The following is a 25,320-nucleotide window of genomic DNA, read 5'->3' as shown; positions in this document are numbered from 1 at the left end:
GAGAGTCACCTGCTTTGTTTTTCGCTACACGAAATACCTCTTTCTATCATACCATGGATCTGTTAATCCTGCTCGTCATCACGAAGCTCTTTGATCATCGTGACCGTATCCATCTCAAACCCGAGGCCCTTATAAAATGCGATGGCCCGCTCATTTGCGGCAAAGGCACCGAGGACAAGCTCCCCGTAGCCTTCCGCCCGGGCCCAAATCTCCGCCTTCTTGATCAGGCGCTTTCCGACTCCGGTCCCTTCCCCGTCACGGGATACAGCAATGGCCGCGATATACCCCTGCTTTTTTTGGGTAAAAAAATCAGTATGTACGTCTACTTCAAGATAGCCGAGCAGACGCCCGTCGTCCTTCTCCGCCACAAAAAGGTGATCTTTATTTGTATCGATTGACTCGACCGAAAGTCGGAGCTGGGCTTCCGACATCTCCCGGGGGTCGCGCCAGCCCACGTGGTCGAACTCACCGAAGCGGGCGGCGAGTCCGAAAATAAACGCCTTATCTTTTTCTTCAAAAGGTCTGATGGTAATCATGTCTTTCTCCTCTCCCATTCTCAAAGATTAGCGGTGGATAAAAACTTGTTTCCTGAGCCGGAAGCAGTGCCCCATGTGAAAAACCGTCGTCTGCTTTGGCTTTCAAAGCAGACGACGGTTCTTTTTACAATGGATAGTGTTTGAGGAAGTAAATGAGTGACTGGAGCTCCACGGACAGGTCGATGTGGTGGACGCGGACATCGTCCGGTACACTCAGCCGTGCCGGGGTAAAGTTCAGAATGCCTTTGATTCCGGCTTCTACGATATCGTCGGCAATACCCTGGGCGGCATGGGCGGGAACGGTGAGGATCGCCACTTCCACCTGAGAGTCGATTTTTTCCTTAAAGTCATTCAAATGATAGATGGGAACGTTTCCAATATTCTGGCCTACTTTACTTTCGTCAACGTCAAACGCCATTTCAATAATGGTGTTGTTTGATTTCGTAAAGTTGTAGTTTAGGAATGCGGTTCCGAGATTCCCCACCCCTACAAGTGTCACACGGGTGACTTCGTCCTGGTCGAGGGTCTTTCTGAAAAAGGTAAGCAGGTAGTTTACATTGTAGCCGTAGCCCTTTTTGCCGAGTGCGCCGAAATAGGAAAAATCACGGCGGATCGTCGCGCTGTCCACCTTCACCGCTTCGCTCAGTTCGGATGAGGAAACCCGGTGCTTTCCTGACACCTGCAGGCTTTCTAAAAATCGGTAGTACAACGGCAAACGTTTGGCCGTTGCCTGTGGTATTTTGGTTTGATCAAAGTTATCCATATGTTCGCCTCCAACCTCGCAACTTCTCTCCCTTTCCCTCAAAGGCAGGCCTGCCTTTTATACGAAATAGCTGCGGTATTATTTATATAGGGCTCGTGACCCGGGTAATGCCAGAGCCTGCCGAGCAAAAGAACGTTATTCTTCTCTCTTGAAGTCGCCGTTTTTACCGCCTGTTTTTTCAAGAAGGTATGTAGGCATAATGACCATGTCTTTTCCGAGGGCTTTGCACATGTCATAAACGGTGAGGGCGGTGGCAGATGCGGATGTTAACGCTTCCATTTCTACTCCTGTACTCCCCTTCGTTTTTACGTGCACCTCGATCAGAAGCTTGTACGCTTCTTCTGTGTCCCAGTCAAAACGAATGTCTACGCCTGAAAGCGACAGCGGATGGCACATCGGGATCCACTGGGATGTGTTTTTGGCAGCCATGACGCCTGCGACCTGGGCAACGGCAAGAACGTCCCCTTTTTTCATCGTGCCTTCCCGGATTCCCTCGTAAATCTCCTTGTTTACGATGACACCCGAGCGGGCGGCCGCCGTGCGGACCGTTTCCTTCTTTTCGGAGATGTCGACCATTTTCGCTCTGCCCTGTTCATTAAAGTGTGTAAATGACCCCATGAAAAGTCTCCTTTCAATCTCTCCCTGTCCATTGTACACCATCATTTCACAATCTGCACCCGAAGACCGCAAAAGATAGTCTCAAAGACCGGGGACCCGGGTCGGAACCGGGGGTCTCTTTCATGGGTTCTTTCAGGGGTCTGTCCCCCGAACAATTGTGTTAATCCGTGTAAAACCCGCTCCTTCACACTTTCCTGTGGTATTACTCCACCTCCCTGCCATATGTCAATCGGTTCAGAGTAATGTTCGGGGGACAGACCCCCGAACTTTTCAAAAAATGCCGCAGCGGGGTGAAGGTGTCCTCCCCGCTGCGGCATTCCCTGGAACATCTATTCTTCCAAAAGCTGCAGAAACTCTCTCGTTCTCTTTTCTTTCGGTGCCGTGAGCACCTCTTCCGGCGTGCCGCTTTCCACGATGTAGCCGCCATCCATAAAGAGCACTTTATCCGACACTCGCCGGGCGAAGTTCATTTCGTGGGTCACTACCACCATCGTCTGTCCTTCCCTGGCCAGATCTTCCATCACTCTGAGGACTTCTCCCACCGTCTGGGGATCAAGAGCTGACGTCGGTTCATCGAAAAGCATCACTTCCGGCTTCATCATCAGCGCCCGGGCAATCGCCCCCCGTTGCTGCTGTCCGCCGGATAGGGCATCGGGATATTTGTCTTTGTGCTCAAACATCCCCACCTTTTTCAGGAGCTCCTCCCCTTCTTTCACAAGAGTGTCCTTATCCCGCCCCTGTACAATGAGCGGCGCTTCTATAATGTTTTCAATCACGGTTTGATGAGGAAACAGGTGAAACCCTTGAAAAACCATGCCTGAGTACGCCCGAAGTTCGTTCGTATCTTTGCGGGACAGCTTCTTTCCGCCAAAATCAACGGTCTTTTTCCCAATCGTAACTGTCCCTTCCTCCGGTACTTCAAGGAGGTTCAGACATCGCAGCAACGTGGTTTTCCCGGAACCGGACGGACCCACAAGACAAACCACTTCCCCTTTTCCCACCGAAAAATCAATAGATTTTAGCACCGTCGTGCCGTCAAACACTTTTTTCAGTTTCGCTACAGAAATCATCACGCATTTCCCCCCTTTACCGTTTCGTTAAATAGCGGTTGTACCGTTTCTCCAACCTTTCCTGGAAATAGCCGATCACAATACAGACGGCCCAGTAAATCAGAGCGGCCGTAATGTACATGGTCATGGAATCAAACGTCTGCCCCGCCACAAGCCGGGCGCTGTAAAGTAATTCATGCACCGTAATAACAGACGCAAGAGACGTCCCTTTTACAATATCCAAAAAGATGTTCGTCGTTGGCGGCAGGGCAATCCTGGTGGCCTGAGGAATGACGACGCGGCGCATCGTCTGCCAGTAGGTCATTTGAAGAGAAGCCGCAGATTCCCACTGACCCCTCGGTACACTCATGATGGCCGACCGGATCACCTCGGCGTTGTATGCCGCAAAATTCAGGCTGATCCCTACGATGGCAGCCACAATCGCACTGCTGAACTGCACCCCGAGCACCGGAATCCCGTAATAAAGAATAAATAAAAACACCAGCAGCGGCGTGCCCCGCATAAACGAGATATACACTCTCGCCGGCCACCGTAAAAACCAGCGCTTTGACATGCGTGCAACGGCTAATAATAAGCCCAGTACAAGAGATATTACCATACTCGACAGAGCAATGATCAGCGTAATCTGCAGGCCCTTAAACAACAGCGGAAGTGAGTTCCAGGCCAGTTCAGGGTCATAGAGATGTTCCCATCGAATCTGAGTAAACCAGTCAATCATCCAATCCCTTCTTTCTTCACAAAAAGATACAAGAGTATAAAACCCTTGTATCTTGTTTTATCCTTTTATTATTCCCCGTCCAGACCGACGATCTCGTCAGTATCTGCAGGCTCCGATACGTCCGCTCCGAGGAACTCCTCAGACAATGCTGCAATTGTTCCATCTTCATGCAATTCAGCGATTGCTTCGTCAATCGCTTCTTTAAGGTCCGTGTTCCCTTTTTCCATCATCATGACACTTTCAGTCGCGTGGTACTTCACCTGATCCGCCACAACAAGACGATCATCGCCAAACTCCTCAACTGTACGTTGAAGAACAAGGACGTCATTCAAGTATGCATCGCGGTTTCCATTGATCACATCACGAAGAATCGCTTCTGTTCCCCCGTCATAGGCAGAACCGTCAGCACCGATGTTCTCGGCAAACTGGGCATAGTTACTCGTTAATGAGCCAAGAGCGACCGGTACCCCTTCCAAATCGCGGGCTGTTTCAAAACGATCCGCATCCTCCGCGCGGACAATGACAGATCCGTAGGAAAACTTGTAAGGTTCTGTGAGTTCAAACGCTTCCTCTCGATCTTCTGTAATCGCAAAGTCGTTGGCCGCCAGGTGAATCTGACCGTTACGAAGAGCCGGCTGGATGCCGTCAAAGTCCATTGTTGTAAATTCTGCTTCAACTCCGAGACGGTCCGCAATTTCACGGACAAGCTCTACATCAAAGCCAGTTAATTCATTGTCTTCATGATACGTGACAGGTGCATACGTTCCGGATGTTCCCACAACAAGCGTACCCGTTTCCTGAATTTCTTCCCACACACTGTCCGCCGCTTCTGCGTCATCATCAGACGTATCCGCGCCTTCGTTTGTATCTTCATCAACCGTGCTGCACGCAGCCAGGCCCAGTAGAAATGATAAGCTGAGGAGAGAAACTATTTTTTTCATGATCATTCATCCACCCTTTTCGTTCCCGATAATTCACAGCTGTTAAATCGGGATTAAATTCACTTACAAAAATATATCACCATTCCATGTAGCCGTCAATACAAAAATCTGCCTGTTTTTCGGGAGACTTGTTCAAGGGTCTGTCCCCCGAACAATTGTGTTAAATGGTGGAAAACCGGCTCCTTCACACTCTCCTGTGGTATTACTCCACTTCCCTGTCACATGTCAACCGGTTCAGCGCAAAATTCGGGGGACAGACCCCCGAACTTTCTCCAACAGTTGTTCAACTTCTCCCCTTCCTGTAAACTTAAAACCAGACACAGAGCGCTTACAGTGAGGATGAATACACATGATTTTATTGCAGTGCGTACAACTTTCAAAATCATTCGGCGCAGAGCCGATTTTAGAAAATGTAAAACTCGAAGTACAAAGCAGACAGCGCGTGGCCCTCGTCGGAAGAAACGGCGCAGGCAAATCCACGCTGTTAAAAATCATCGCAGGTGAAATGACCTGCGACACAGGAGATCTGATCATTCCAAAAGACGTAAACGTCGGCTACCTCGCCCAGAGCAGCGGCCTCGAGTCGGACCGCTCCATCTGGGACGAGATGCTCACCGTTTTTTCCCACCTGCAGAAGATGGAAAAACGCCTCCGGGATATGGAAGCAGCCATGAGCGACCCCGCCGTCACCGGTCAGGCAACGCAATACGAAAAGCTGCTCAAAGACTACGACCAGCTCCAGCAGGACTTCAAGGACAAAGGCGGCTATCAGTATGAGGCGGACATCAGAAGCATCCTGTCCGGCCTCCAGTTCGCCGACTTTGACTACGCCACACCCATCAGCTCACTGAGCGGCGGGCAAAAAACAAGACTCGCTCTCGGAAAGCTTCTCTTAACAAAACCGGAGCTTCTCATTCTGGACGAGCCCACCAACCACCTGGACATCGATACGATGACGTGGCTTGAAAACTATCTAAGCGGCTATGACGGGGCGATTCTAATCGTTTCCCACGACCGCTATTTCCTCGACCGCATCGTCGATCACGTCTACGAGCTGTCGTTTCAGCAAACAACCAAATATGTCGGAAACTACAGCCACTACCTGGATGAAAAAGCCAAGCGTCTAGAGCTTGAATTGAAGCAGTTCGAAAAACAGCAGGGCGAAGTAAAGCGCCTTGAGGAATTCGTCCAGAAAAACCTGGCACGGGCGTCTACAAGCAAGCGTGCCCAGAGCCGGCGCAAACAGCTCGAACGGATGACGATGATGGACCGGCCAAAAGATGACGACAAATCAGCCCAGTTCTCCTTTCAAATCCAGCGCCAAAGCGGCAACGACGTTCTCATGACCGATAACCTCGCTGTCGGCTACGACGGGGAAGCCCTCACAAGAAACATCAGCCTGAAGCTGGACCGGGGTGAAAGCGTCGCCCTCCTCGGCCCGAACGGAATCGGAAAATCGACCCTGTTAAAGACGATTCACCGGACGCTTGAGCCTCTCGAAGGGTCGATCCGGTTTGGAAGCAACGTAACGATGGGCTACTACGACCAGGAACAGACCCGGCTCACCACGAACAAAACCGTCCTTCAGGAGCTGTGGGACGAGTACCCGACCACACCGGAAAAAGACATCCGCACCGTGCTCGGGAACTTCCTTTTCAGCGGCGAAGACGTCCTCAAGCACGTGCGGGACTTGAGCGGCGGGGAAAAAGCCCGGCTCGTTCTCGCCAAGCTGATGATGCAGAAAGCCAACTTCCTGATTCTCGATGAGCCGACCAACCATCTGGATCTCGACAGCAAGGAAGTGCTGGAGAACGCCCTGATCGACTATCCCGGCACCATCCTTTTCGTGTCCCACGACCGGTACTTTGTGAACCGGATGGCAACACGGGTGGTTGAGCTCGCCCCTGACGGCCTCACCAACTACCTCGGGGACTACGATTACTATGCGGCGAAAAAAGCAGAGCAGCTCGAATGGGACGCTCTAAAGGAAGAAAAAACGCAGGCCGCCAACGCAACAGCCGATGACTCCGACAAACAGACGAAGCAGGACTACGAGCGGGAGAAAGAAATGAAGAAGCTCGAGCGCCAGCGCCAGAGACGAATAGAAGCAGCGGAAGCGAAAATTGAAGAAAACGAAGAGGAAATCGCGGCCATCGAAGAACAGATGGCCGATCCCGATATATACCAGGATCACGAAAAATCCATGGATCTGAACGCAAAACTCGAACAGCTAAAGGCGGAAAATGACGCCCTCATGGAAGAATGGGAATCCCTGCAGGAATAAGAGGTTGACCCACAAGGATGGTCTTTACCTTTTGGGCAGCCTTAAAGCAATGAGCGAAGCCGCTACCCTCTTTTGAAAGCCATGCACGAGTGGGTTTCTCGTGTTGGACGGGTAGCGAACGGAGCCATTGCCCATCTGTTTTCGGCCATTCCGTATTTTACCGTTAGTGCCTTGGATTTTACGTTTAGCCTCCTCCTTTTTACACTTCACACCTCCATTTCTACACTTAGCTCCCCTCTTTCTACACTTAACCCCGCCTTTTCTACATTTAGCCCCATTTCCCGCTTCAACCCGCCCCCAATAGGGTAAAGGAACCCCAGTACGGGCGGCCCGCTCCCCTCCCTGCATGAACACTTACATAACCCGGCCGTTCCACAACTGCCACCCTCTTCCATTGACTTTATTTTCAGTTTTCTTTACCATTGCAAACTAAGAAAGCGCATTCATTCATTTATCACAAGGAGGTATGTTCATGAGCACACTCACAAAAACGTGGAATCAGATGTGGAAATGGCACCACCAGGCCATCGAATTACTTACCTTTAACCCCGGAGGCCGCACAGGATCAGGCGGCACCGGCGGAGGCAGCACTGCCGAACAGCCTGATACGGGAACGGATCCGGAAAAAGAACCCCGGTCCTACGACCGCCGGCAGCTGATCGGACTTGTCCTTGGCCCTCTTCTTTTTATCGCAACCCTTCTCTTTTTCAGCCCAGAAGGATTGTCCTGGGAAGCACGGGCCGTTCTTGCGTCCACGCTCTGGATCGCCACCTGGTGGATCACCGAAGCCATCCCGATCCCGGCCACGTCCATCATGCCGATTATTCTCTTTCCCCTCACCGGCTCCCTTGAGAGCGGCACCGTTGTTTCCGCCTACGGGGACAACACAGTCTTTCTCTTTATGGGCGGTTTCGTACTCGCCCTGGCTCTTGAAAAATGGGGCGTCCACAAACGGATCGCCATCGCCATTATCAGCGTCATCGGAACGAGCACCCCGAAGATCGTTCTCGGGTTCATGGTCGCCACGGGCTTTTTATCCATGTGGATTTCAAACACCGCCACAGCGATGATGATGGTGCCGATCGGTACTGCGATCATCCTGCAGGTGTCGAAGTCCCTTAAGGAAAACAAAAAAGGAGACACCGAAGTCGAACGGGTAAACTTTAGCCGCGCCCTTCTTCTCGGTATCGCCTACTCTGCCTCAATCGGCGGACTCGGAACACTCATCGGAACACCGCCAAACACGATTTTTGCAGGGGTCGTCAACCAGCTCTACGGCATCGACATTTCCTTTGCCATCTGGATGCTGTTCGGCGTACCGCTCTCCATCCTTTTGCTCGGCCTTGTCTGGTTTTACCTGGTGAAAATCCAGTTTAAAATGAAAATCACCCAGATCCCCGGCGGACATGAAGTGATCCAGAGCGAAAAACGTGCCCTTGGGAAAGTCAATCCCGAGGAAAAAATCGTATTCGCTGTGTTCGTCGTCACCGCGTTTTTCTGGATCAGCCGTACGTTCATCTTTGACGGTGTCGAAGCCTTTGAAATTAACGATACAACGATTGCGATTGCCGCAGCTGTCTCCCTGTTTCTCATTCCGTCAATCCGCATGCCGGGCCGCATCATGGACTGGGATACGGCGAAAAAGCTTCCATGGGGTATTCTTCTCCTCTTCGGGGGCGGACTTGCCATCGCCGCAGGATTTACGGAAACGGGCCTTGCGGAATACATCGGTAACCAGCTTACGGTGCTCGCAGCCGTTAACTTCTTCGTGATTCTGCTCGCCGTAACGGCGCTCGTTATTTTCCTGACGGAGATTACGTCAAATACGGCTACAGCGACGATGATGTTTCCGATCATGGCCTCACTTGCTTTTGCCATCGACGTGCATCCGTACGCGCTTATGGTCGCTGCTGCACTTGCCGCGTCCTGTGCGTTCATGCTCCCTGTTGCCACACCGCCAAACGCCGTCGTCTTTGCCAGCACCGACCTCCGCATCGGCGACATGGCCAAAGCCGGATTCTGGATTAACCTCTTTTCCATCTTTCTTATCGCTGTGTTTGTCTACTTCTACCTTCCCCTCGCATGGGGCATCGATCTTCAGTCGTATCCGTTTTAAACAAACAGGTGGCCGGACCAATGTCCGCCACCTGTTTTCTTTACGCGTCTAAAATTCATCGTTACCGCGTAATGATTTTCCTTTGGGGAAGAGTTATCCCTTTTCAGGAAAAACCACTCCACTTTCAGGAAGAGCCACCCCACAACTTACTTTAAAAAGCAGAAATCAACCCCTGTTCACTTCCTCCGCTACCCGGAGGCCCGACTCGACGGCGCCTTCAATCCATGCATGGAGACGCGACGTGTGCTCCCCGGCAAAGTGAATCCGCCCTTCCCGCTGACGGATTACACCTGGCAAATCATCATGCTGGTAAGGCTTAAACATGGAAAAACAACCGGCGGAAAAAGGATTGCTCCCCCAGCTTACAGACACTCCGGCTGTAGCAAGATTCCTTACTTTATCCCCGTGGATATGGGCCACATACGATAACGCCCGTTCCACGCGCTCCTCTTCTTCCATGGCGTCCCACAGATTTGCGTTTTCTCCCCACGCATAACAGGCTTTTAAAACCCCCGGCCCCGACTCGTTCATGTTATGGCTCGGATAATACATAAACTGAAGAGGCAGGTCCGTAACGAGACTTCCGCCGTATAAAGCATCGTTCTCCCAGAATTTCCGCTTAAACTCAATCCCGACCTTTGTCGCCTGCACATAGACAAGCTCCCGGATCGCCCGCTGTTTGTCAAAAGAAAGGGAATCATAGGGCAAGATCTCCACAAGCCGCAGCACAGAAAAGGGAAGTGTGCATACAACCACGTCACCGGAATAGACGTGCTGCTTGTTATTCCCATCTTCTGCCGTCACCTGGACTCCCGATTCGTCCTGAACGATGCGCCTGACAGTCCGGCTCACATGCAATTGATCTCTGATAAGAGGCAGAAACGCTCCAGGAAGCCGGTCATTTCCCCCTTCAATCTGGAAAAAGTCCACGTCCTCCCCAAAAATCGTACTTGTAATATTTAATAAAATATCAGTAAAGGAAAGATGGTGAAAGCCGCCGAGCCCGAGCATCGTATTGACTTTGTAGGAAGCGGTGTCTGATAAGGACGTCCCCGCAGGATTATCCCGCAAAAAACCATCCTTTGAGTAGCGGGCAAAACGGGCAAGGAGCTGCCGCCGCTCCCTGTCCGTCCCAGCAACATACCGCTCGGCAAATTCCGATACTCCCCGCCTCAGGAGGTTTACTGCAGTCAATCCCCGCTCTTTTTCATCCACAGGAAAGCCGAGCAGGTCCGGATCGTCTTCGTACATATACTTGCGCACAAGCTTCCCGTTCATATAAATCAGGTCATTGTCCGTTGCATTCACAAACGGAATTACCGGAAGCTGAAACTTGTTCACATAAGCCATCGTCAGCTGGTGATGACTCGGAATCCTCATGGCCCCTCCCTCAAAGTGACCGTCGTTCTGGAACGGCTCTCGCAGCGTATGAACCCTTCCGCCCACCCGGGAGTTCGCTTCAAGAAGTGTGACCGAGTGACCCGCCTGCTTTAAAAGAGATGCTGACACAAGCCCTGCCATGCCGGCTCCGAGAACAATGACCCGCTTTCTTTTCGCCGGCCGCGGCAGCCCCTTCTTTATCATTTCCACGTGTTCCCCGGCCGGTTCGGCATGGACTTTTGTTAAAACTGATAACCCTCTCACTGGCTTCATCCCTTTTTACTTTCATAGTAATAAAGGGTATTCCAATATATGTTAGTTCGAATCAGCCAGTTTGTTTTTTCTTTCCATCATCCAAAAGCCACGCATAGCTTGCGCACAGGGTCACGAACATGCTCGTAGCCGCTGCCACAATGCCCGAATCGTTCAGAAAAAGCAGCGCCAGTGACGCGATGATACATCCCTGCACAATGACGTTCCGTTCATGGGACCACACCGCTTTTTTTCCCCGCCACATATAAATCCCGATCAGCAGGTACGTGGTCACAAACAGTTGGGTCCAGTGGGAAATCCGGAAGATCTTCCAGTTCATCTCAAGCTTGCGGAGCACGATCCGCCCGATTGCCTCCACATCCCCCTGAAACAGGAGGGAAAACGCCGAGTGAATGTGGCTGGCCGGCTGATTCAGCTGCAAGACGTAGAGGACCCCGAGTAACGCCACCGCGCCTGCAGGTAAAAAAACAGCGAGGCGCTTCCAGCTGACGAAGGCGAAAAACAGCTTGTACACAATAAACCCGATCATCACACCTGCCGCAAGGGATGCCCCCGCGTTTGCCCCGAGAGACGACGTGGCGAGAAAAAGAAGCATTCCTGTGAGCACAGCAATAAGTGCGGTATGACGAACCACCGGTCTTTTTTTCCCGCCTGTAAAAAACGGTGTCAGCATGAGCCAGCCGCTCACGATGTACACACCGGCAAATTCATTCCCGATCCCGTAATACCTGGCTCCGATAATTGGATCGTAGCCGAGGAACGACTGCTTAATCAGCGATGCACCGTTCAGTAAATCCCACGTGGCCGCAAGAAAAAACAGCCCGCAGATCACACTCACTGAGTGCCGCGTCATTTTATCCACAACAACGGCCCCGGCAGCGGTTGCGATCACCATCAGTAGCACGTACCCGGCTGTGGATACATGAGGTACAAGGGGTCCGGTGAGTAAAAACCACAGGGGTGAACTTACCGCGCTTGTGAGCACAATCCTTGCTGCCCGCCGCCACACAACGGAGAAGGGCTTTATCCACAGCACCAGGCTCACACCGACAAGTACCGTCACCAAAGCCGTGATGTACCCGGAAAGAACGGGACCCCGTTTTGCAAAAACAGCGGTCATCGCTTCGTGCCGCTCAAGAAAGTCCGCCGGCTTCCCGGGAATCGACTGTTCAAACGAGAGCGGATAGCCTGTCCACTCCGGTCCCGCTTCCAGACCAAGAGCTGTAAGCCACGTTGGCACAAGATCCACGCTCCCCATTAGCTGCTCACGCCTTGTTGTGTCCGATTTCCATGTCCACACAGCAGAACGATCCGTTTTCCACACCCACAGAGGCGCGAGCTGATCCTGCTTTTCCAGCGCCCGGTCATTTACCCCGGGCGACAACAGCCACACTTCCTTTTTCGTATCGCCCACCACAGTGTGGATAAATGCCTCCAGCTCCAGCATCGTTTTTTCATAACGCGCAGTAAAATGACGGTCTGTCATCGCCGTCCGTTCTTTAAAAAGACGGTGCACATCCCCCCACTCCACAACGGTGAAGCTTTTTTTGCCACTGTTTTTCTTAATCTCTTCCATCAGCTCATCCCGGTTGTGCCTCATGCCGGACGGACTCTCGGTATCGGCTTGAATGCCCCCGGGGCTGTACGTCCCCGCTCCACCTTCTTCATCAATGAGCAGAAGTGACCCGTAGCGCTGTTTCTCTGTCCGTGTGTCACTATGACCCGCCACGTGCCGCTTTACACCGGTGTCAGCGAGCATCGTCCCGAACCTGCCCACATGGCCCTGCCTCAGGCCCGCCTCATTCTTTTTCACGAGCTGGGAAAAAAACGGATGATACAGGGGCCGTTCCCGGCTTTCCCCTGTCCACTGAAGCACAAGTTCCTCCACCGGAGTTTGATCCACAAGCTCTGCATGGAGAAATCCATTCCATCCTGCGATTCCCGCAGCACGCTCCCCGGCTCCCATCGTCACCGCATGGTTTAAATAAGAATAATTCCCTTCCCCTTTCACGTTAACAGCACCAAGACCGCCCGTTTCCCACAGGCGGGTCTTTTCCCCATGGTCAATCAGCCACCGGACTTCGTCAAAGGAAAGCCCAGGAACGAGAACCACAAGGAGTTCATGTTCGTCCCCGGGGTCACCACCGGCCTCTGCGATTGCGATTGTGGGTAAAATAAGAAGAAAGACGAATACAATAATGGCAAACCTGCTCTTTTTCACAGACTTCTCTCCTGAATACAGATAATTTTCTGAACTATCCACACTATCCACACACTTTTCCACAGACTAAGTCCAGTTATTCCGCTACTCCGATAGGTTATTCACAAAACTGCAAGTTTATCCCCAAAAAAGTTGTGAACAGAAACACTGTTATCATTAGTGGTTTGAGAGGACTTTTCCACATTATCCACAGGTTGTACACAGATTGTTATTAACACGAACATTCATTCGTTTTATCCACACCCCCCTGTGGGAATTGTGCATAACCCCAAAAAGTCAATAGGAAATTGTCCTATTTGTACCCCGGTTCACAGAGGGTCAGGCACTGTGTGAATGAACTCACACAGTGCCTGACCCCACGTGAAACTCTGAACACAGTGCCTGGGACCAAAACAAACGAAAACACAAAAATCCCCGCTCCTGGGAGCGGGGGTGTGATTTTACCAGAGTGGATCTCTGTGGTTTTCTTCCAGTGACCAGCCTTCGTACAAGCCGATATCATCAAAGGCACCGAGGAACGCATCATATTCTTCACTGTCTTCACCGTAAAGGTCGGTGGCCGATTGAAGAATGGCTTCCCGGAACTCAGCAAACGTCGCATCAAAGTGCAGGTAGTCATACGCTCTGTACCAAGTATCAGCTACAACTTCACGGCCCATACCGTACTCTTCCGAAACAAGGTAGGCAGAGTGCTGAAGAATGGTACAGTTAATGTGGACACCGCCATTATCCATGTTGCCCGGAAGGAAATAGTACTCCTCCATGTGAGCAGGATATCGGCCTTCTCCGTCCACACTGTAAGCCCAGTAAGCTTGGTTTACCGGGAATTTCCCCGGATCTTCACTGCTTCGAAGAGCCGTACGCCCATCAGCAAGCCACGCTTCACCCATAATGTCTTCCCCCACATCCCAGCTCCGGTCGTCAATAATGCTGCCAAAGGTATCAGAATATGCTTCGTTAATGGCCCCTGTCTCAAAGCGGTAACGAAGACCACCGTTATAGTGGGTGATGCCGTGAACCATTTCGTGAGCTGTTACATCAAGGGCTGCAAGAGGAATAAACTGCTGTCCGTCACCATCCCCATAGGTCATCATGGCAAGACCGTTGCTCCAAAACGCGTTGTTGTACTCTCTCCAATAGTGAACACGCGATTCAATGGCCATTCCCTGGTCGTCCAGCGAGTTACGACCGTGATTTTCAAGGAAGTAATCATATACTATACGGGAGTTGCTGTGAGCATCAACTGCCGGCCCCTGTCCAACCACTTCCCAGGAACTGCTGTCCCCTGAGTACTCCACGTCTTTCCACGACGCACTGTCGTTTTCATACAGCCACATTTGATTGGAGGTGTTTTGCATATTGTATGTGAAAATACCGTCCATATCACTGGTGGAGTGGTCTGCCAGATAAAACGTTCTTCCCCCGTCTTCATCCGGTCCGTGGGAAATATCCATCAATTTTTGTACCCCGGTCGTACCAATGCCTTTTCCTCTTGCTCCTCTGAGCTCATTTCTCTTTTCCTGTGCTTTTTCGTTCTTTGCCTTCACTTGAGCGGCACTCGCCTGCGGCTGTTCCGTAATTTCCTCCAGATCGAGGATGTCACTGAAGTTACCAAGCCCAGTCATGGCATCAAAACGGTCAATCACTTCACCTGTGTGAGCATCCACATATACATACCAATTCCCAGGAGTCGCACTGTGAAATTCAAGGTTAATGCGGTACGCAAGATGATAGTCGGCTTCAAACGGATAAATAATCAACTCCGAAGTTTGAAAATCGACGTACTCCGGTGCAATCACATCCCTTTTAGCCGTCTCCAGTGCCGTATTCCGGTTTACTGCGGGCGTGGTATTGATGTCGAGCTCCTCCAGCTCCGGATCAAAGTTTCCGTTGACTGCGGTAATGCTGTTGTCTTCGTTAAAATGAACATTGAGTTCATTCCGGTCAACCGGTATCCCTTTCTTCGTCTGCTGAAGACGAACGTGGGTCATACCCAGTTCATCTTCTGTAACCCTCACTTCTGTCAAACTTTCCTCGGCATTTTTAACGTGAAACAACTCTTCATGTTCACTAAGAAACGCCTTAGCGTTCTTAGCGTTTCCTTTTGAAAAATTTTCGGAAAGAATGCCCGATACAAACGTAGGCGGCCCTTTTTGACCCTTCCCTTGGACGACCTTCACGTCTCCTTTGCCGAGAGATTCGAATTTCTTCAATGAATCACCTTCTGCAAACCCGGAACCTCCGGCCCCAAGAAAGCCGCTTCCAAAGATCAACGCAGACAATGTTAAAGCAGCAAACTTCTTCACATAAACCCCTTCTTTCCCCTAAGTATAATTTTCCACAACACTCTCGGTTATCGAAATACTCGGTACCCGAATGACTTAAGGTTATAGAAGAAGCTTTGCTCTTACAACAGAATGTACGCTATTTTCGTTTTACATAAACCGCGTGGTTAACGCATTCGCGCCTGATTCGACACCATTTTGTCAGACTAACGGCTCTAAGTCCAATGTCCTTTACTTCGCTAATGAAGTAAGGCAATTCAACATTTCCAGACTTTTCCTTCTCTGTCGAAAAAAGAATAACGGTTCATGTCGAAATAACGACCTTTGTCGAACGAATAAGACATTTTTATCTCTTTTTGCTGCTCCAACTTGATTTAACAGCGTTTCTGAAAAATTTACTCTACCTGCTTTTGGATGAACAAACGGTAAATGCGTCACTTCCTGTCATATCCACAACGTATTGCGCAGGTATATGGGAGCATGCTCGCGTCTGTTGTTTCGGGGCGTGAATTTTCTCCTTTTTATCATGAATCCGCCAATTCTCACCGACCACCCTGTAACAACACAAAAAACCAGCAAGACGCTCCCACGCCCTCCTGGTCCTAACCAATATCCTCTTCAACGGTGCCAGGCACTGTGCTCAGCACCTCACGCAGTGCCTGACCCCCGCAACACCCTCTACCTCTCCAGCTCCAGCCCCGGCTGTCCGTTCAGCCGGTCATCGGCAAACTGGCCTTTTTCATACATCACAGCTCCCGCGGCCGAGATCATCGCCGCGTTATCGGTACAAAGAGACAGAGGCGGAATCGTCAACGTAATGCCACGTTCCTCACAAACCTCCGTGATCCGCGCACGCAGTCCTTTGTTCGCCGCCACACCGCCGGCCAGAACGAGACGGTCCACGCCCCGCTTTTCAACTGCACGCATCGTCTTCGTCACGAGCACATCGATCACGCTCGCCTGAAAACTCGCCGCAATCGTCTCCACCGGCACATCTTCTCCACGCTGCTTTGCATTATGAAGCGTGTTGATCACCGCACTTTTCAACCCGCTGAAGCTGAAATCAAAAGAATCTGCTTCAAGCCATGCACGCGGCAGCTCAATCGTCGCCTCACCTTCATGAGCGAGACGGTCAATGTGCGGTCCTCCCGGATACGGAAGCCCCACTGTACGCGCGACTTTATCATATGCCTCGCCGACCGCATCATCCCGGGTCTCCCCAAGAATCTCATACTTCCCGTGCTCGTCCATATACACAAGCTCCGTATGCCCGCCGGACACCACCAGCGACAGCAGCGGAAACGTAAGCTCCTCCACAAGATGATTCGCATAAATGTGACCGGCGATATGATGAACGCCAATCAGCGGCTTGCCTTTCGCAAAAGCCAGCGCTTTCGCCGCGTTAACCCCCACCAGCAGTGCACCTACAAGTCCCGGACCTTCCGTCACCGCAACCGCGTCCACATCGTCCATCGTCACCTCAGCCTCACGAAGGGCCTCTTCAATAATATACGTCACCTGTTCCACATGGTGGCGCGACGCAATCTCCGGCACCACACCGCCGAACCGCTTGTGACTTTCAATCTGCGACGACACGACATTACTCAAAATTTCCCTGCCCCCGCGCACAACAGACGCACTCGTCTCATCACAGCTCGTCTCAATTCCCAATATCATCAATTCTTCACTGATCTTCATTTATCATCACCCACATAATCTGTGCATCTTCCTGGTTATCTGTATAGTAGTTCTTCCGGATGCCGCCGCGCTGAAACCCGAACTTCTCGTACATATTCTGCGCTGCCTCGTTGCTCACGCGCACCTCAAGGGTCAGCTTCTCCGCACCAAACGTCCGGGCCAGCTCCAGACCGCCTGTCAAAAGCGCTTCCCCGATCCCTTTTCGCCTGTACATAGGATCCACGGCAATGTTTGTAATGTGAGCTTCATCAATAATGACCCACACCCCGCAGTAGCCGATCACACGCTCGCCCGCCTCAGCCACCAGATAGTACGCAAACTGATTCGCATTCAGCTCGTTCACAAAGGCCGTCCGGCTCCACGGCGTCGGAAAACACGCCTCCTCCACCGCCAGCACTCCGTTGATATCATCCATTTCCATCAACCGTATCTGAACCTGAATCTCCTCACTCATCCCGGCCACCTAGTCGCTTTCTTTCTGTTTTTGTGCCTCAAGCCACTTCGACTCCGCTTCGGCCAGACGCAGATAATTCGGCGCAAACACATGAACCGCCTCATCCGCCTCTTTTTCCAACGCCCGAAACGCAATCGCCGACGGCCGCGGCAAATGGTCTGCGGGATTCACAGCCACTTTTTCACCAAGCAGCGCCTCGTGCTTCCCGTAATCAGGACTCAGAAACAGTACAGCTTCCTCTTGGTCCCGAAGGCGTGAAACCCACTCTTCGTGTAAAACAAGACGATCGTCTTCCACCCTCTCGACCTCTCCCCCGCGACTCCGGTAGAGCCCGGTGAACACCTGCCCTCTTCGCGCATCAAAAAACGGGCTGATCAATCCGTCAAAGTAGCGTCCATTAGCCGCCAGCGCTTCTAAACTGGAAACGCCGACAACGGGAATTCCCAGGGCCCAAGCCATCGTTTTCGCCGTCGTAACCCCGATCCGGACTCCCGTATACGATCCCGGCCCCTGGGCCACTGCAATCCGGTCAAGCTCCTCCGGCTTCATATCCGCTTCTTCCATCACCATGCGAATCGCCGGCATGAGACGGATCGAATGATTCTTTTTCACATGGGTCACCATTTCCCCGGCCACCTGTCCATTCCGGAGAACGGCCACCCCCATCACATAAGTAGACGTATCAATTGCCAACACGTTCATCTCTTAAAAACTCCTTGCAAAGTGTAATATACCGCTCGCCCACGGGTTCCAGACGGATCTGCCGGGCCGTTTCCCCAACGTGGTACAAATTCAGAGCCAGCCGCTCCTCGGGAAGCTCGTCCTCAATCATGCTTGCCCACTCCACGACACACACGCCGTCCCCGTCAAAGTATTCTTCAAGGCCCATGTCTTCGCCGCCCTCTTCCAGCCGGTACACGTCCATATGATAGAGAGGCAGCGCTCTGCCCTGGTATTCTTTTATTATCGTAAACGTCGGACTGTTCACCGTCCGCTTTACCCCAAGCCCTTTTGCAAGACCTTTCGTAAAGCTCGTCTTCCCGGCACCCAGGTCGCCTTCCAGCGTAATTACATCCCCGGCCTGAAGCTGTTCTGCCAGTGCTTCAGCAAGCTCCGCCGTCCGCTCGGGAGAATCTGACGTTAATTCATAGTATTCACTCATCATCAATCACCTTTAACAAAATGGTTATAGCCGCCCTTTTTCAAAACAGTTCGTTCCCCGTTCTTCAAAAGAAAGACTTCTGGTTTTCCTTCAACAACACGGCCAATCCGGGTAAGCCGCTGTCCGTTCTTTTCAAACGTTTCCCCTAAACGCTCCCACGTTTGTTCCCCGGTACAGCCGATCAGCTGAAAGTCTTCGCCGCCAAACAGCGTCCACTTCTCCACATCCTCGTCTGTCTCTCCGTGGAGGTCGTGAGGCACGCGGCTCCAGTCAATCTCCACAGTCACGCCGCTCGCTTCGGCAATTTCGTTCGCCTCGCTCGCCAGCCCGTCGCTGATATCATTGAGGGCAATCCGCCCCCCGGCCTGAGCAAGAAGCCTTCCCGCACTTACCTGCGGCTCGGGCATCTGATGCGCCTTCAGGTAGTGCTCAGGGCAGTCATCCCCTTCAAGGAGATTATGAAGCCCCGCCGCCGAGCTGCCAACAGGGCCGGTCACAAACACCACGTCATCAGGCTTCGCATTGGAACGGAGCAGCCGCACGCCTTTTTCCACACGTCCCATCACCGTCACCGACACCACTAGCTTATCGTTCGTGGCGTTCGTATCTCCGCCGATCAGATCAACACCGTACTCATCCGCCAGCACCGTCATCCCTTTGTACATCTCCTGAAGCTCAGCTTCACTCCAGGTTCCGGACTTCGGCACACTTACAGACACAAGATAATACACGGGGCGCCCGCCCATGGCCGCAATGTCACTGATGTTTACCGCAAGAGCCTTATAGCCGATGTGAAACGGCGTCATCGTTTTCTTCGTAAAATGCATGTCCTCTACAAGGGTATCCACCGCAGCAATTTCATGAAAGCCTTCTTCAGCGTCGTACAACGCCGCATCGTCGCCAATACCTGCCACCACCGTCGGCTGATGATGACGGTCCGGCTGGATCGAGCGTATAAACGAAAATTCGTCCTTCATCCGAACACCTCTTCTATTCTCTCTACTACTAGAATCCCCTTAAATACGCTTCATAAACTGTTCTTATTATAGCAAAGGTCAAGGGTTTAAGGAATCCGCCTGCCGGATTCAGGATTCAGAATCTATTTTCAGGATTTACGCTGCGGATAAAGGAATCCATGCTGCTTTAAGAAATTGACGGGTTACTTTAAGGAAAACCGCTTCAGATTCAGGAATGCATTCCACAACCAACTCTTCCGTCCCCTCAAAACACCAAAAAGACGCTACGTCCGACAAAAAACGAAGCGTCCTCTCCTTTTAAACAAACGTTTATTTGACCTGCAATCCCTGTCGCATCACGTTACTTTTTCGCCGCTGCCAGCGCCTGGTCAAACACACCGTTAATGTCTTCCGAGTCCTCAATCCCAACACTGATGCGGACCATCGTCTCCGATACACCGAGACGGTCCCGGGTTTCTTTTGGAACCGGACGGTGTGACGTCCCTACCGGATACGTCACAGACGTTTCCACGCCCGCCAGTGTCGGTACGACTTTGACCCAGTCCAGATTCTTAAAGAACGAGTGAAGATCGTAGTTTTCCCCGAGGTCGATCGTCACGATCGCCCCGTTTCCACGCTCGGACACAAACTCAGGATAGTAGACGCGGCCAAGATCGCCTTTTCCCCGGAGGTGCTCCGCAAGCTTCTTCCCGTTTGCACTCTGGCGCTCCATACGAAGACTCAGCGTCTTCAACCCCCGGCAGCCGAGCCAGCCGTCAAACGGACCGAGATTCGCACCAAGGTTAACAATCTTACTCTTCGCTTTCGCCACAAGGGCCTCGCCGCCCACTAAAACACCGGCAGATACGTCACTGTGGCCGCCAATGTACTTGGTGGCACTGTGGGCCACAAGATCCGCTCCAAGCTCATACGGACGCACAAGATACGGCGACGGGAACGTGTTGTCCACCATCGTCTTCAGCCCTAGCCGCTTCCCGAGAGCGACCACGCCTTTAATATCCTCCACACGTAAGAGCGGGTTCGTAACAGACTCTGTATATAAAAGAACGGTGTTCTCTTTTACCGCCGCTTCCACCTGATCCAGGTTTTCAAAACTTGCAAACGAGACTTCGATTCCAAAGTCTTTCAGCTCATGGGCAAAAAGCTGATATGTACCCCCGTACAAGTCTTCTGTGGCTACGACGTGATCTCCCGCTTTCGCAACAGCGAGAACTCCGCCCATAATTGCGGAAATTCCAGATGCCGAAGCCACACCCGCCGGCGCGCCTTCAAGATCGGCAACCCCTTTACCGAGGTCATCAGTATTCGGATTCCCAACACGGGTATACATGTAACCCTTCTTCCCCTGAAAGAAATCCTCCATATCCTCAAGGTCCGTAAATGAAAAAGCCGACGTCTGGTAAATCGGCTTCGTCTTGCTTACCTCTCTCGTATCCAGCTTCTCCTGAAAATGTACGTTTTTTGTATGAAATTTCATCATGGTCGCTCCTTTCAAATCTTCCTGCTTTGTATCAGTGTAACGGAACTTGCCGCCTCTCACAACGAAAGGCGCTTTACTATTTATTAATATGAAAACGAAATTATTGCTCAAATATCTTTATACAATCTCCTATGGTGCACATAGAATAGTATTATTTATGAAAGGAGGATAACAGTAATGGGCATTATACCAATAATGGGATGCTGTCCCTTTTTTTCTAATCAATCAACAGAAAATATTACACTTCCCTTGAACCCCCAGTTTCAATTTGTACCTATATTAAGTGTCGATGTTACAACAACTGAAGATGATGAAAGGGTCAGGATCGATTCAATGATTAACAGTCGTATTAGCACGTTTAATGCGGGTAGTGTGTATACATCCCGTCTTACCTTTAGGATTATCCGTACAGGCGGCGTCGAGATCGTTGAAACAGACTGGCATATGATAGACATTGCGAAACCCGTAGGTTCAGGTTCTGTATTCAGACAGAATCAAAATCTGACATGGACCGATACTCCGCCGGGCCCGGACACCTATACGTATACACTGCAAGTGCGCCGGGGGACTGGTGTATTTGAAGGAAACATAGAATCGGTGATTGTTGGAGTCAGATCCATCGACGCAATCGTGTTTCCGCCGTCTGAATAATTTATACCAAGAAACACCGTAGTCCGGTGTTTTCTACATAAACAGGTGAGGACAAATCCGCCGTAATTAATTCACAAAAAATGCGTTGTTTCCAGGCAGCCCCTAAAACTCATACACAACCAAGTGAGTGATTTAAACAGCTCCCTCCTTACTTTTTTTACTATTACAGAGGCAATGGACAACACAAATAGCCAACTCAATCTCCTAACTTACGAACGAAGCATTCCAATAAAGATATTTTTCGAATAATTTCCATCTAAGAAACTCTTATCTTCCTTAATAGTAAAACGAGCATATTTTATAAGTTCTTACCTTTCAAAAAAGGCTGCCCGGTGCACGGCACACCTGGACAGCCTTCTTTCCCAACTCTATTGCGTAAACAAAAAATACCCAAACGCATACATAAAATGAGGCAGACCGATCAGCATGCCATACACGCCGATCCGCAGCATACTCCGCTGGCTCTCACGGTCTTCAGGAGCAGCGTTATGCATCACATCACGCCTTGTGGCAATGAGGGTCGCAAACAAAAGCCCAGCCAGAACAAGGAGTCCCACACCGATGTACCCTGAAATCTCATACCCCTGCCTCGCCTCTCCCATAACAAAAGCCACGAGCTGAACCAAAACCGCACTCACGATTCCGCTCAAAAATACCTTTTTCTTCATTAATTTACACCTCAATCAGCTGCCGGGATTTACCTGCCTTCAATCCACCGGGCAATTTCCTCCGCCACGATATCCTGCTGCTCCTGAGGCGTCAACGGACTTTCAAGATCCCCCCGCTGCGCACCATACCAGCCGAAGTTCGCATGATTACCATCCGGGATTTCCACATACGTCGTCTCCTCTGGCAGACGGTCATCCCGTTCCATGATTTCCTCAGGCGTGGATACCCCGTCCAGACCGCCGTACACAGACAGCACCGGTACACCTGATCCGGTCAGATCATTCCCCGGATACGAAGCAAGAAAGATCATGCCTTCCACCGTCTCCGGATGGTTCGACGTATAATAAGCCCCCATGGCACCCCCGAGAGAGTGACCGGCCACATACCAGTTATCCACCTGTGGATATTTCTCCATCACAGCCCCGGCCCTGTTCATATTGAGCACCGGCAGATCCAGAGGCATCCTCGGCACATACACAAAATACCCTTCCTCTGACAACCGGTATGCCAAATAACTGTACGCCTTATGATCGACCCTTCCGCCCGGGTAAACAATCACACCAGTCGTTTCATCTCCCGAACCAAACGACAGACCCGTCCGCTCATCCGGATTCCCCTCATCTTCTATGTACGACCGGACCTCATACTCCGCCTCATAGCCATTACTCGCCCAGATCAGGACAACCGTGATCCCGGCAAAAATAAGGAAAATAAACCCTAACGCCAAATAAAATAAAACTTTTTTTACTGACTTCTTTTTACTGCTCATCCTTCTCAATCATCTCCGGTTCACCGCCAGGAAGCGAAATAAACGAGAAATCCCCGTTACCAAACAGCTCCCATCCTTCCTGACTGCCACTGTCATGAAACAAATCCATTACATAATTCTCACTGAACACAATTCTCAAAAGGTAACAATCATCAAGCCACTCCACACGTCTGATCGTCTTATCCCTCAGAGCCTTATCAAGAATCCCCCGGTTAAATTCCTTTTGATCCTGATGGAAAAAATCCGTCTGACCAAGTACAATCTTCCCACCGTTCATCAACCGCCACGGACATTCAACAGACAATCCTCCCGTAGACAAACTGATCAATAATGGATGCGGAATATTCTTCTTAATTTCCGTCACTTTCATACCCTCAAAAAAAGCAAGCTTCCGGCTGGCAACATTCGTCAAGTGAGACATCCTCCTTTAAAACTGGTGATCTATTGATAAGCTCTCACACTCTTTATTATTGAAAATACTTCCTTTATTATATAACTTATCACTTGATAAGTATAGATCTCCCACAAGGAAGTACCCTTATTTCTTCAGTCCGTTCAATAAAACGTCAATAATAAAGTGAGCCCTCTTTTCAGCCACCGCCTCACTGTCCTGCTCTTCTGACTTCCCCCCTGAAGGAATCGCCTGACTGATCATATTCATCAGCAGGCACACATACTTCTCAGCCGAAGCATCAAACTGTCCCGGATCCCTGATAACACCCTTACGAATCCCCTTCTCAAAAACCTCAACCATCGGCAGCCGGTAAGCCTCATGCCACCACTCATTAATCTTCTCCTGAAACGCCGCACTCATCTCCGTACGGATATCTCGAAACATCTGCCCAATATTCTCCGGCGAATTCACCAGAATATAATACGTCATATGAAACAAACACTCCGAAACATCATCATAACGAAAGGCAATCCGGTTCAAAGACTCCTTTGTGCTATTCAGTTCGGAACGAAGTACCTCAAGGTAAATCGCCTCTTTACTGGAAAAATGATGATATAGAGCAGGCTGGGTAAGCCCGCACGCATCCGCAATCCTCCGGGTCGAAACCGAACGATACCCATGCTCCATAAACAACACGTGAGCCGTGCTCACAATACGATTCTGAGTCTGACTATGATCTCCTCTGCCCATAACAAAACTCCCAATTCTCACTAAAATCTGCTGCTGAAAACAATCGTATGCCCAAACACCCCACCTGTCAACACCGACCCTTCCGGCTAAACAACACAATCCCCATTCCCACACAATTCCACGGTACGAAAAGAGAACCACTTCCCTCCATCGTAAAGTGGTATAGTTGAAAACAAACATCCTATCTGTTTTCCACACAAACTAAAGAAAGAACCAGATTAAGTCACAGAAAGGCGGTAACAATGACCCAATCCTTCTTTACATATGTACTCCTCGGTCTTGCCCTCACCCTGCCTGTCGGGCCCGTCACAGATGCTTCGTCAGGGACTCCATGGCGGCTTCTGGCATGCCTGGCTTGTCGGCATCGGCGGCATGACCGTTGACTTTATTCTCGTTTTTCTATTTTACTTCGGCCTCTCAGCCTACTTACTGGACATACCTTATATCCAGACCGTCATGTGGTTCGCAGGCTTTCTTTTTCTCCTTTATCTCGGCATCCAGAGTATCAGGGAATCTACAGAACTGCATGCAGGGGAGACCCATGTGCACGTAAAAAAACCATCGCTTTTTAAAGCATTCGGTTCCGGCTTCACTATTGCGTTAACCCCGGGCTACGTCATGTTCTGGCTCGGCATCCTGGGCACGCTGCTCGCCTCATCTCTTTCCGATGTTCAAGGATCCCGATCCTTTTTACTGGTGGCAGGAGGCATCGTCACAGGCATTCTTATTCACGACATCCTCTTCTCCTGGATCGTCAGCTACAGCCGCCGCCTCCTAAAACCAAAAGCCATACGCTGGATCTCCATTGGTGCCGGCGTTATCCTCACAGGATTCGGATTCTACTTCGGCTACGAATTCATACGCGAACTCACAGGATACTTTTATATAAAACAGCCAGATTGATAGTGCAGCCATACCATTCTCTTTAACAGCATAAAAAAACACCCGCTTTAAAAACGGGTGCTTCTTCTTATTGCCCAGCGGCGTCCTACTCTCACAGGGGGAGAGCCCCCAACTACCATCGGCGCTGAAGAGCTTAACTTCCGTGTTCGGCATGGGAACGGGTGTGACCTCTTCGCTATCGTCACTGGACAAATCATGAAATTGAGAA

Annotated in this window: 23 protein-coding genes and 1 rRNA gene; 4 read left to right on the top strand and 20 right to left on the bottom strand. The window is 50.9% G+C overall.

Features of this window, described 5'->3' with window-relative positions:
* Positions 1-62 precede the first annotated feature (62 nt).
* The 6 genes from JSY36_RS03290 to JSY36_RS03265 form a co-directional block, all read right to left on the bottom strand.
* Complete coding sequence (locus JSY36_RS03290; RefSeq protein ID WP_236784527.1) at positions 63-536, bottom strand: GNAT family N-acetyltransferase; 474 nt, start codon at positions 534-536, stop codon at positions 63-65.
* Positions 537-660: 124 nt separating this feature from the next.
* Positions 661-1,299, bottom strand: coding sequence for a redox-sensing transcriptional repressor Rex (locus tag JSY36_RS03285; protein ID WP_205165229.1), 639 nt, complete (start codon positions 1,297-1,299; stop codon positions 661-663).
* 135 nt (positions 1,300-1,434) lie between these two features.
* Positions 1,435-1,917: a cyclic pyranopterin monophosphate synthase MoaC gene (gene moaC, locus JSY36_RS03280; RefSeq protein ID WP_122900196.1), complete on the bottom strand. Its 483-nt coding sequence runs from the start codon at positions 1,915-1,917 to the stop codon at positions 1,435-1,437.
* 329 nt (positions 1,918-2,246) lie between these two features.
* Positions 2,247-2,987 (bottom strand): amino acid ABC transporter ATP-binding protein, encoded by a 741-nt coding sequence (locus JSY36_RS03275; RefSeq protein WP_205165708.1) that lies wholly within the window; start codon positions 2,985-2,987, stop codon positions 2,247-2,249.
* A 16-nt stretch (positions 2,988-3,003) separates the two neighbouring features.
* On the bottom strand, positions 3,004-3,705 hold the full coding sequence (locus JSY36_RS03270; protein ID WP_205165228.1) for an amino acid ABC transporter permease: 702 nt from the start codon (positions 3,703-3,705) through the stop codon (positions 3,004-3,006).
* A 68-nt stretch (positions 3,706-3,773) separates the two neighbouring features.
* Positions 3,774-4,646 carry a transporter substrate-binding domain-containing protein gene (locus JSY36_RS03265; RefSeq protein WP_205165227.1) on the bottom strand — a complete coding sequence of 291 codons (873 nt, stop codon included), beginning with the start codon at positions 4,644-4,646 and terminating at the stop codon, positions 3,774-3,776.
* Between the two features lie 349 nt (positions 4,647-4,995).
* On the opposite strand from JSY36_RS03265, the gene JSY36_RS03260 reads away from it, so the two are divergent.
* Entirely contained in the window at positions 4,996-6,930 is a 1,935-nt protein-coding gene (locus tag JSY36_RS03260) for an ABC-F family ATP-binding cassette domain-containing protein (RefSeq protein ID WP_205165226.1), read from the top strand.
* Positions 6,931-7,402: 472 nt separating this feature from the next.
* Positions 7,403-9,046, top strand: coding sequence for an SLC13 family permease (locus tag JSY36_RS03255; RefSeq protein ID WP_205165225.1), 1,644 nt, complete (start codon positions 7,403-7,405; stop codon positions 9,044-9,046).
* Between the two features lie 165 nt (positions 9,047-9,211).
* Here JSY36_RS03255 and JSY36_RS03250 read toward each other — a convergent pair whose 3' ends face one another.
* The 9 genes from JSY36_RS03250 to JSY36_RS03210 all read right to left on the bottom strand — a co-directional run bounded on the left by JSY36_RS03250 (position 9,212) and on the right by JSY36_RS03210 (position 20,973).
* Positions 9,212-10,690, bottom strand: a complete 1,479-nt coding sequence (locus JSY36_RS03250; RefSeq protein WP_336511433.1) for a flavin monoamine oxidase family protein — start codon at positions 10,688-10,690, stop codon at positions 9,212-9,214.
* 61 nt (positions 10,691-10,751) lie between these two features.
* Positions 10,752-12,920: a hypothetical protein gene (locus JSY36_RS03245; protein WP_205165223.1), complete on the bottom strand. Its 2,169-nt coding sequence runs from the start codon at positions 12,918-12,920 to the stop codon at positions 10,752-10,754.
* 440 nt (positions 12,921-13,360) lie between these two features.
* The gene (locus JSY36_RS03240; RefSeq protein ID WP_205165222.1) at positions 13,361-15,226 is read right to left on the bottom strand and encodes a M4 family metallopeptidase; all 1,866 of its coding nucleotides are present in this window, start codon (positions 15,224-15,226) and stop codon (positions 13,361-13,363) included.
* Between the two features lie 657 nt (positions 15,227-15,883).
* Positions 15,884-16,903: a tRNA (adenosine(37)-N6)-threonylcarbamoyltransferase complex transferase subunit TsaD gene (gene tsaD, locus JSY36_RS03235; RefSeq protein ID WP_236784526.1), complete on the bottom strand. Its 1,020-nt coding sequence runs from the start codon at positions 16,901-16,903 to the stop codon at positions 15,884-15,886.
* Positions 16,890-17,357, bottom strand: a complete 468-nt coding sequence (gene rimI / locus JSY36_RS03230) for a ribosomal protein S18-alanine N-acetyltransferase (protein WP_205165221.1) — start codon at positions 17,355-17,357, stop codon at positions 16,890-16,892. The genes tsaD and rimI overlap by 14 nt, the downstream gene beginning before the upstream one ends.
* A 9-nt stretch (positions 17,358-17,366) precedes the next feature.
* Positions 17,367-18,059: a tRNA (adenosine(37)-N6)-threonylcarbamoyltransferase complex dimerization subunit type 1 TsaB gene (gene tsaB, locus JSY36_RS03225; protein ID WP_205165220.1), complete on the bottom strand. Its 693-nt coding sequence runs from the start codon at positions 18,057-18,059 to the stop codon at positions 17,367-17,369.
* Positions 18,040-18,519 carry a tRNA (adenosine(37)-N6)-threonylcarbamoyltransferase complex ATPase subunit type 1 TsaE gene (tsaE, locus tag JSY36_RS03220; RefSeq protein ID WP_205165219.1) on the bottom strand — a complete coding sequence of 160 codons (480 nt, stop codon included), beginning with the start codon at positions 18,517-18,519 and terminating at the stop codon, positions 18,040-18,042. Before tsaE ends, tsaB begins: the two co-directional genes overlap by 20 nt.
* Positions 18,520-18,521: 2 nt before the next feature.
* Positions 18,522-19,496: a thiamine-phosphate kinase gene (gene thiL / locus JSY36_RS03215; protein WP_205165218.1), complete on the bottom strand. Its 975-nt coding sequence runs from the start codon at positions 19,494-19,496 to the stop codon at positions 18,522-18,524.
* A gap of 340 nt (positions 19,497-19,836) precedes the next feature.
* Positions 19,837-20,973: a trans-sulfuration enzyme family protein gene (locus tag JSY36_RS03210; RefSeq protein ID WP_205165706.1), complete on the bottom strand. Its 1,137-nt coding sequence runs from the start codon at positions 20,971-20,973 to the stop codon at positions 19,837-19,839.
* Between the two features lie 180 nt (positions 20,974-21,153).
* Here JSY36_RS03210 and JSY36_RS03205 point away from each other — a divergent pair, with 180 nt between their 5' ends.
* The gene (locus JSY36_RS03205; RefSeq protein WP_122900165.1) at positions 21,154-21,627 is read left to right on the top strand and encodes a hypothetical protein; all 474 of its coding nucleotides are present in this window, start codon (positions 21,154-21,156) and stop codon (positions 21,625-21,627) included.
* 368 nt (positions 21,628-21,995) lie between these two features.
* Here the strand turns inward: JSY36_RS03205 and JSY36_RS03200 are convergent, their stop codons facing one another.
* The 4 genes from JSY36_RS03200 to JSY36_RS03185 form a co-directional block, all read right to left on the bottom strand.
* Positions 21,996-22,295: a DUF5316 family protein gene (locus JSY36_RS03200; protein WP_205165217.1), complete on the bottom strand. Its 300-nt coding sequence runs from the start codon at positions 22,293-22,295 to the stop codon at positions 21,996-21,998.
* Positions 22,296-22,324: 29 nt separating this feature from the next.
* A complete protein-coding gene (locus JSY36_RS03195) occupies positions 22,325-23,065 on the bottom strand; it encodes an alpha/beta fold hydrolase (protein ID WP_205165216.1) in 741 nt (246 codons plus the stop codon).
* Complete coding sequence (locus JSY36_RS03190) at positions 23,055-23,477, bottom strand: hypothetical protein (protein WP_205165215.1); 423 nt, start codon at positions 23,475-23,477, stop codon at positions 23,055-23,057. The genes JSY36_RS03195 and JSY36_RS03190 overlap by 11 nt, the downstream gene beginning before the upstream one ends.
* A 126-nt stretch (positions 23,478-23,603) precedes the next feature.
* Positions 23,604-24,209 carry a TetR/AcrR family transcriptional regulator gene (locus JSY36_RS03185; protein WP_205165214.1) on the bottom strand — a complete coding sequence of 202 codons (606 nt, stop codon included), beginning with the start codon at positions 24,207-24,209 and terminating at the stop codon, positions 23,604-23,606.
* Positions 24,210-24,521: 312 nt separating this feature from the next.
* On the opposite strand from JSY36_RS03185, the gene JSY36_RS03180 reads away from it, so the two are divergent.
* Complete coding sequence (locus tag JSY36_RS03180) at positions 24,522-25,112, top strand: LysE family translocator (protein WP_205165213.1); 591 nt, start codon at positions 24,522-24,524, stop codon at positions 25,110-25,112.
* 72 nt (positions 25,113-25,184) lie between these two features.
* On the opposite strand, the gene rrf is transcribed toward JSY36_RS03180, so the two are convergent.
* Positions 25,185-25,301: ribosomal RNA gene (gene rrf / locus JSY36_RS03175) — 5S ribosomal RNA — on the bottom strand.
* Between the last annotated feature and the right edge of the window lie 19 nt (positions 25,302-25,320).

It is taken from the genome of Alteribacter salitolerans, assembly GCF_016901055.1.
Lineage (GTDB): Bacteria > Bacillota > Bacilli > Bacillales > Salisediminibacteriaceae > Alteribacter > Alteribacter keqinensis.
This window is presented reverse-complemented; position numbering and strand designations above follow the sequence as displayed.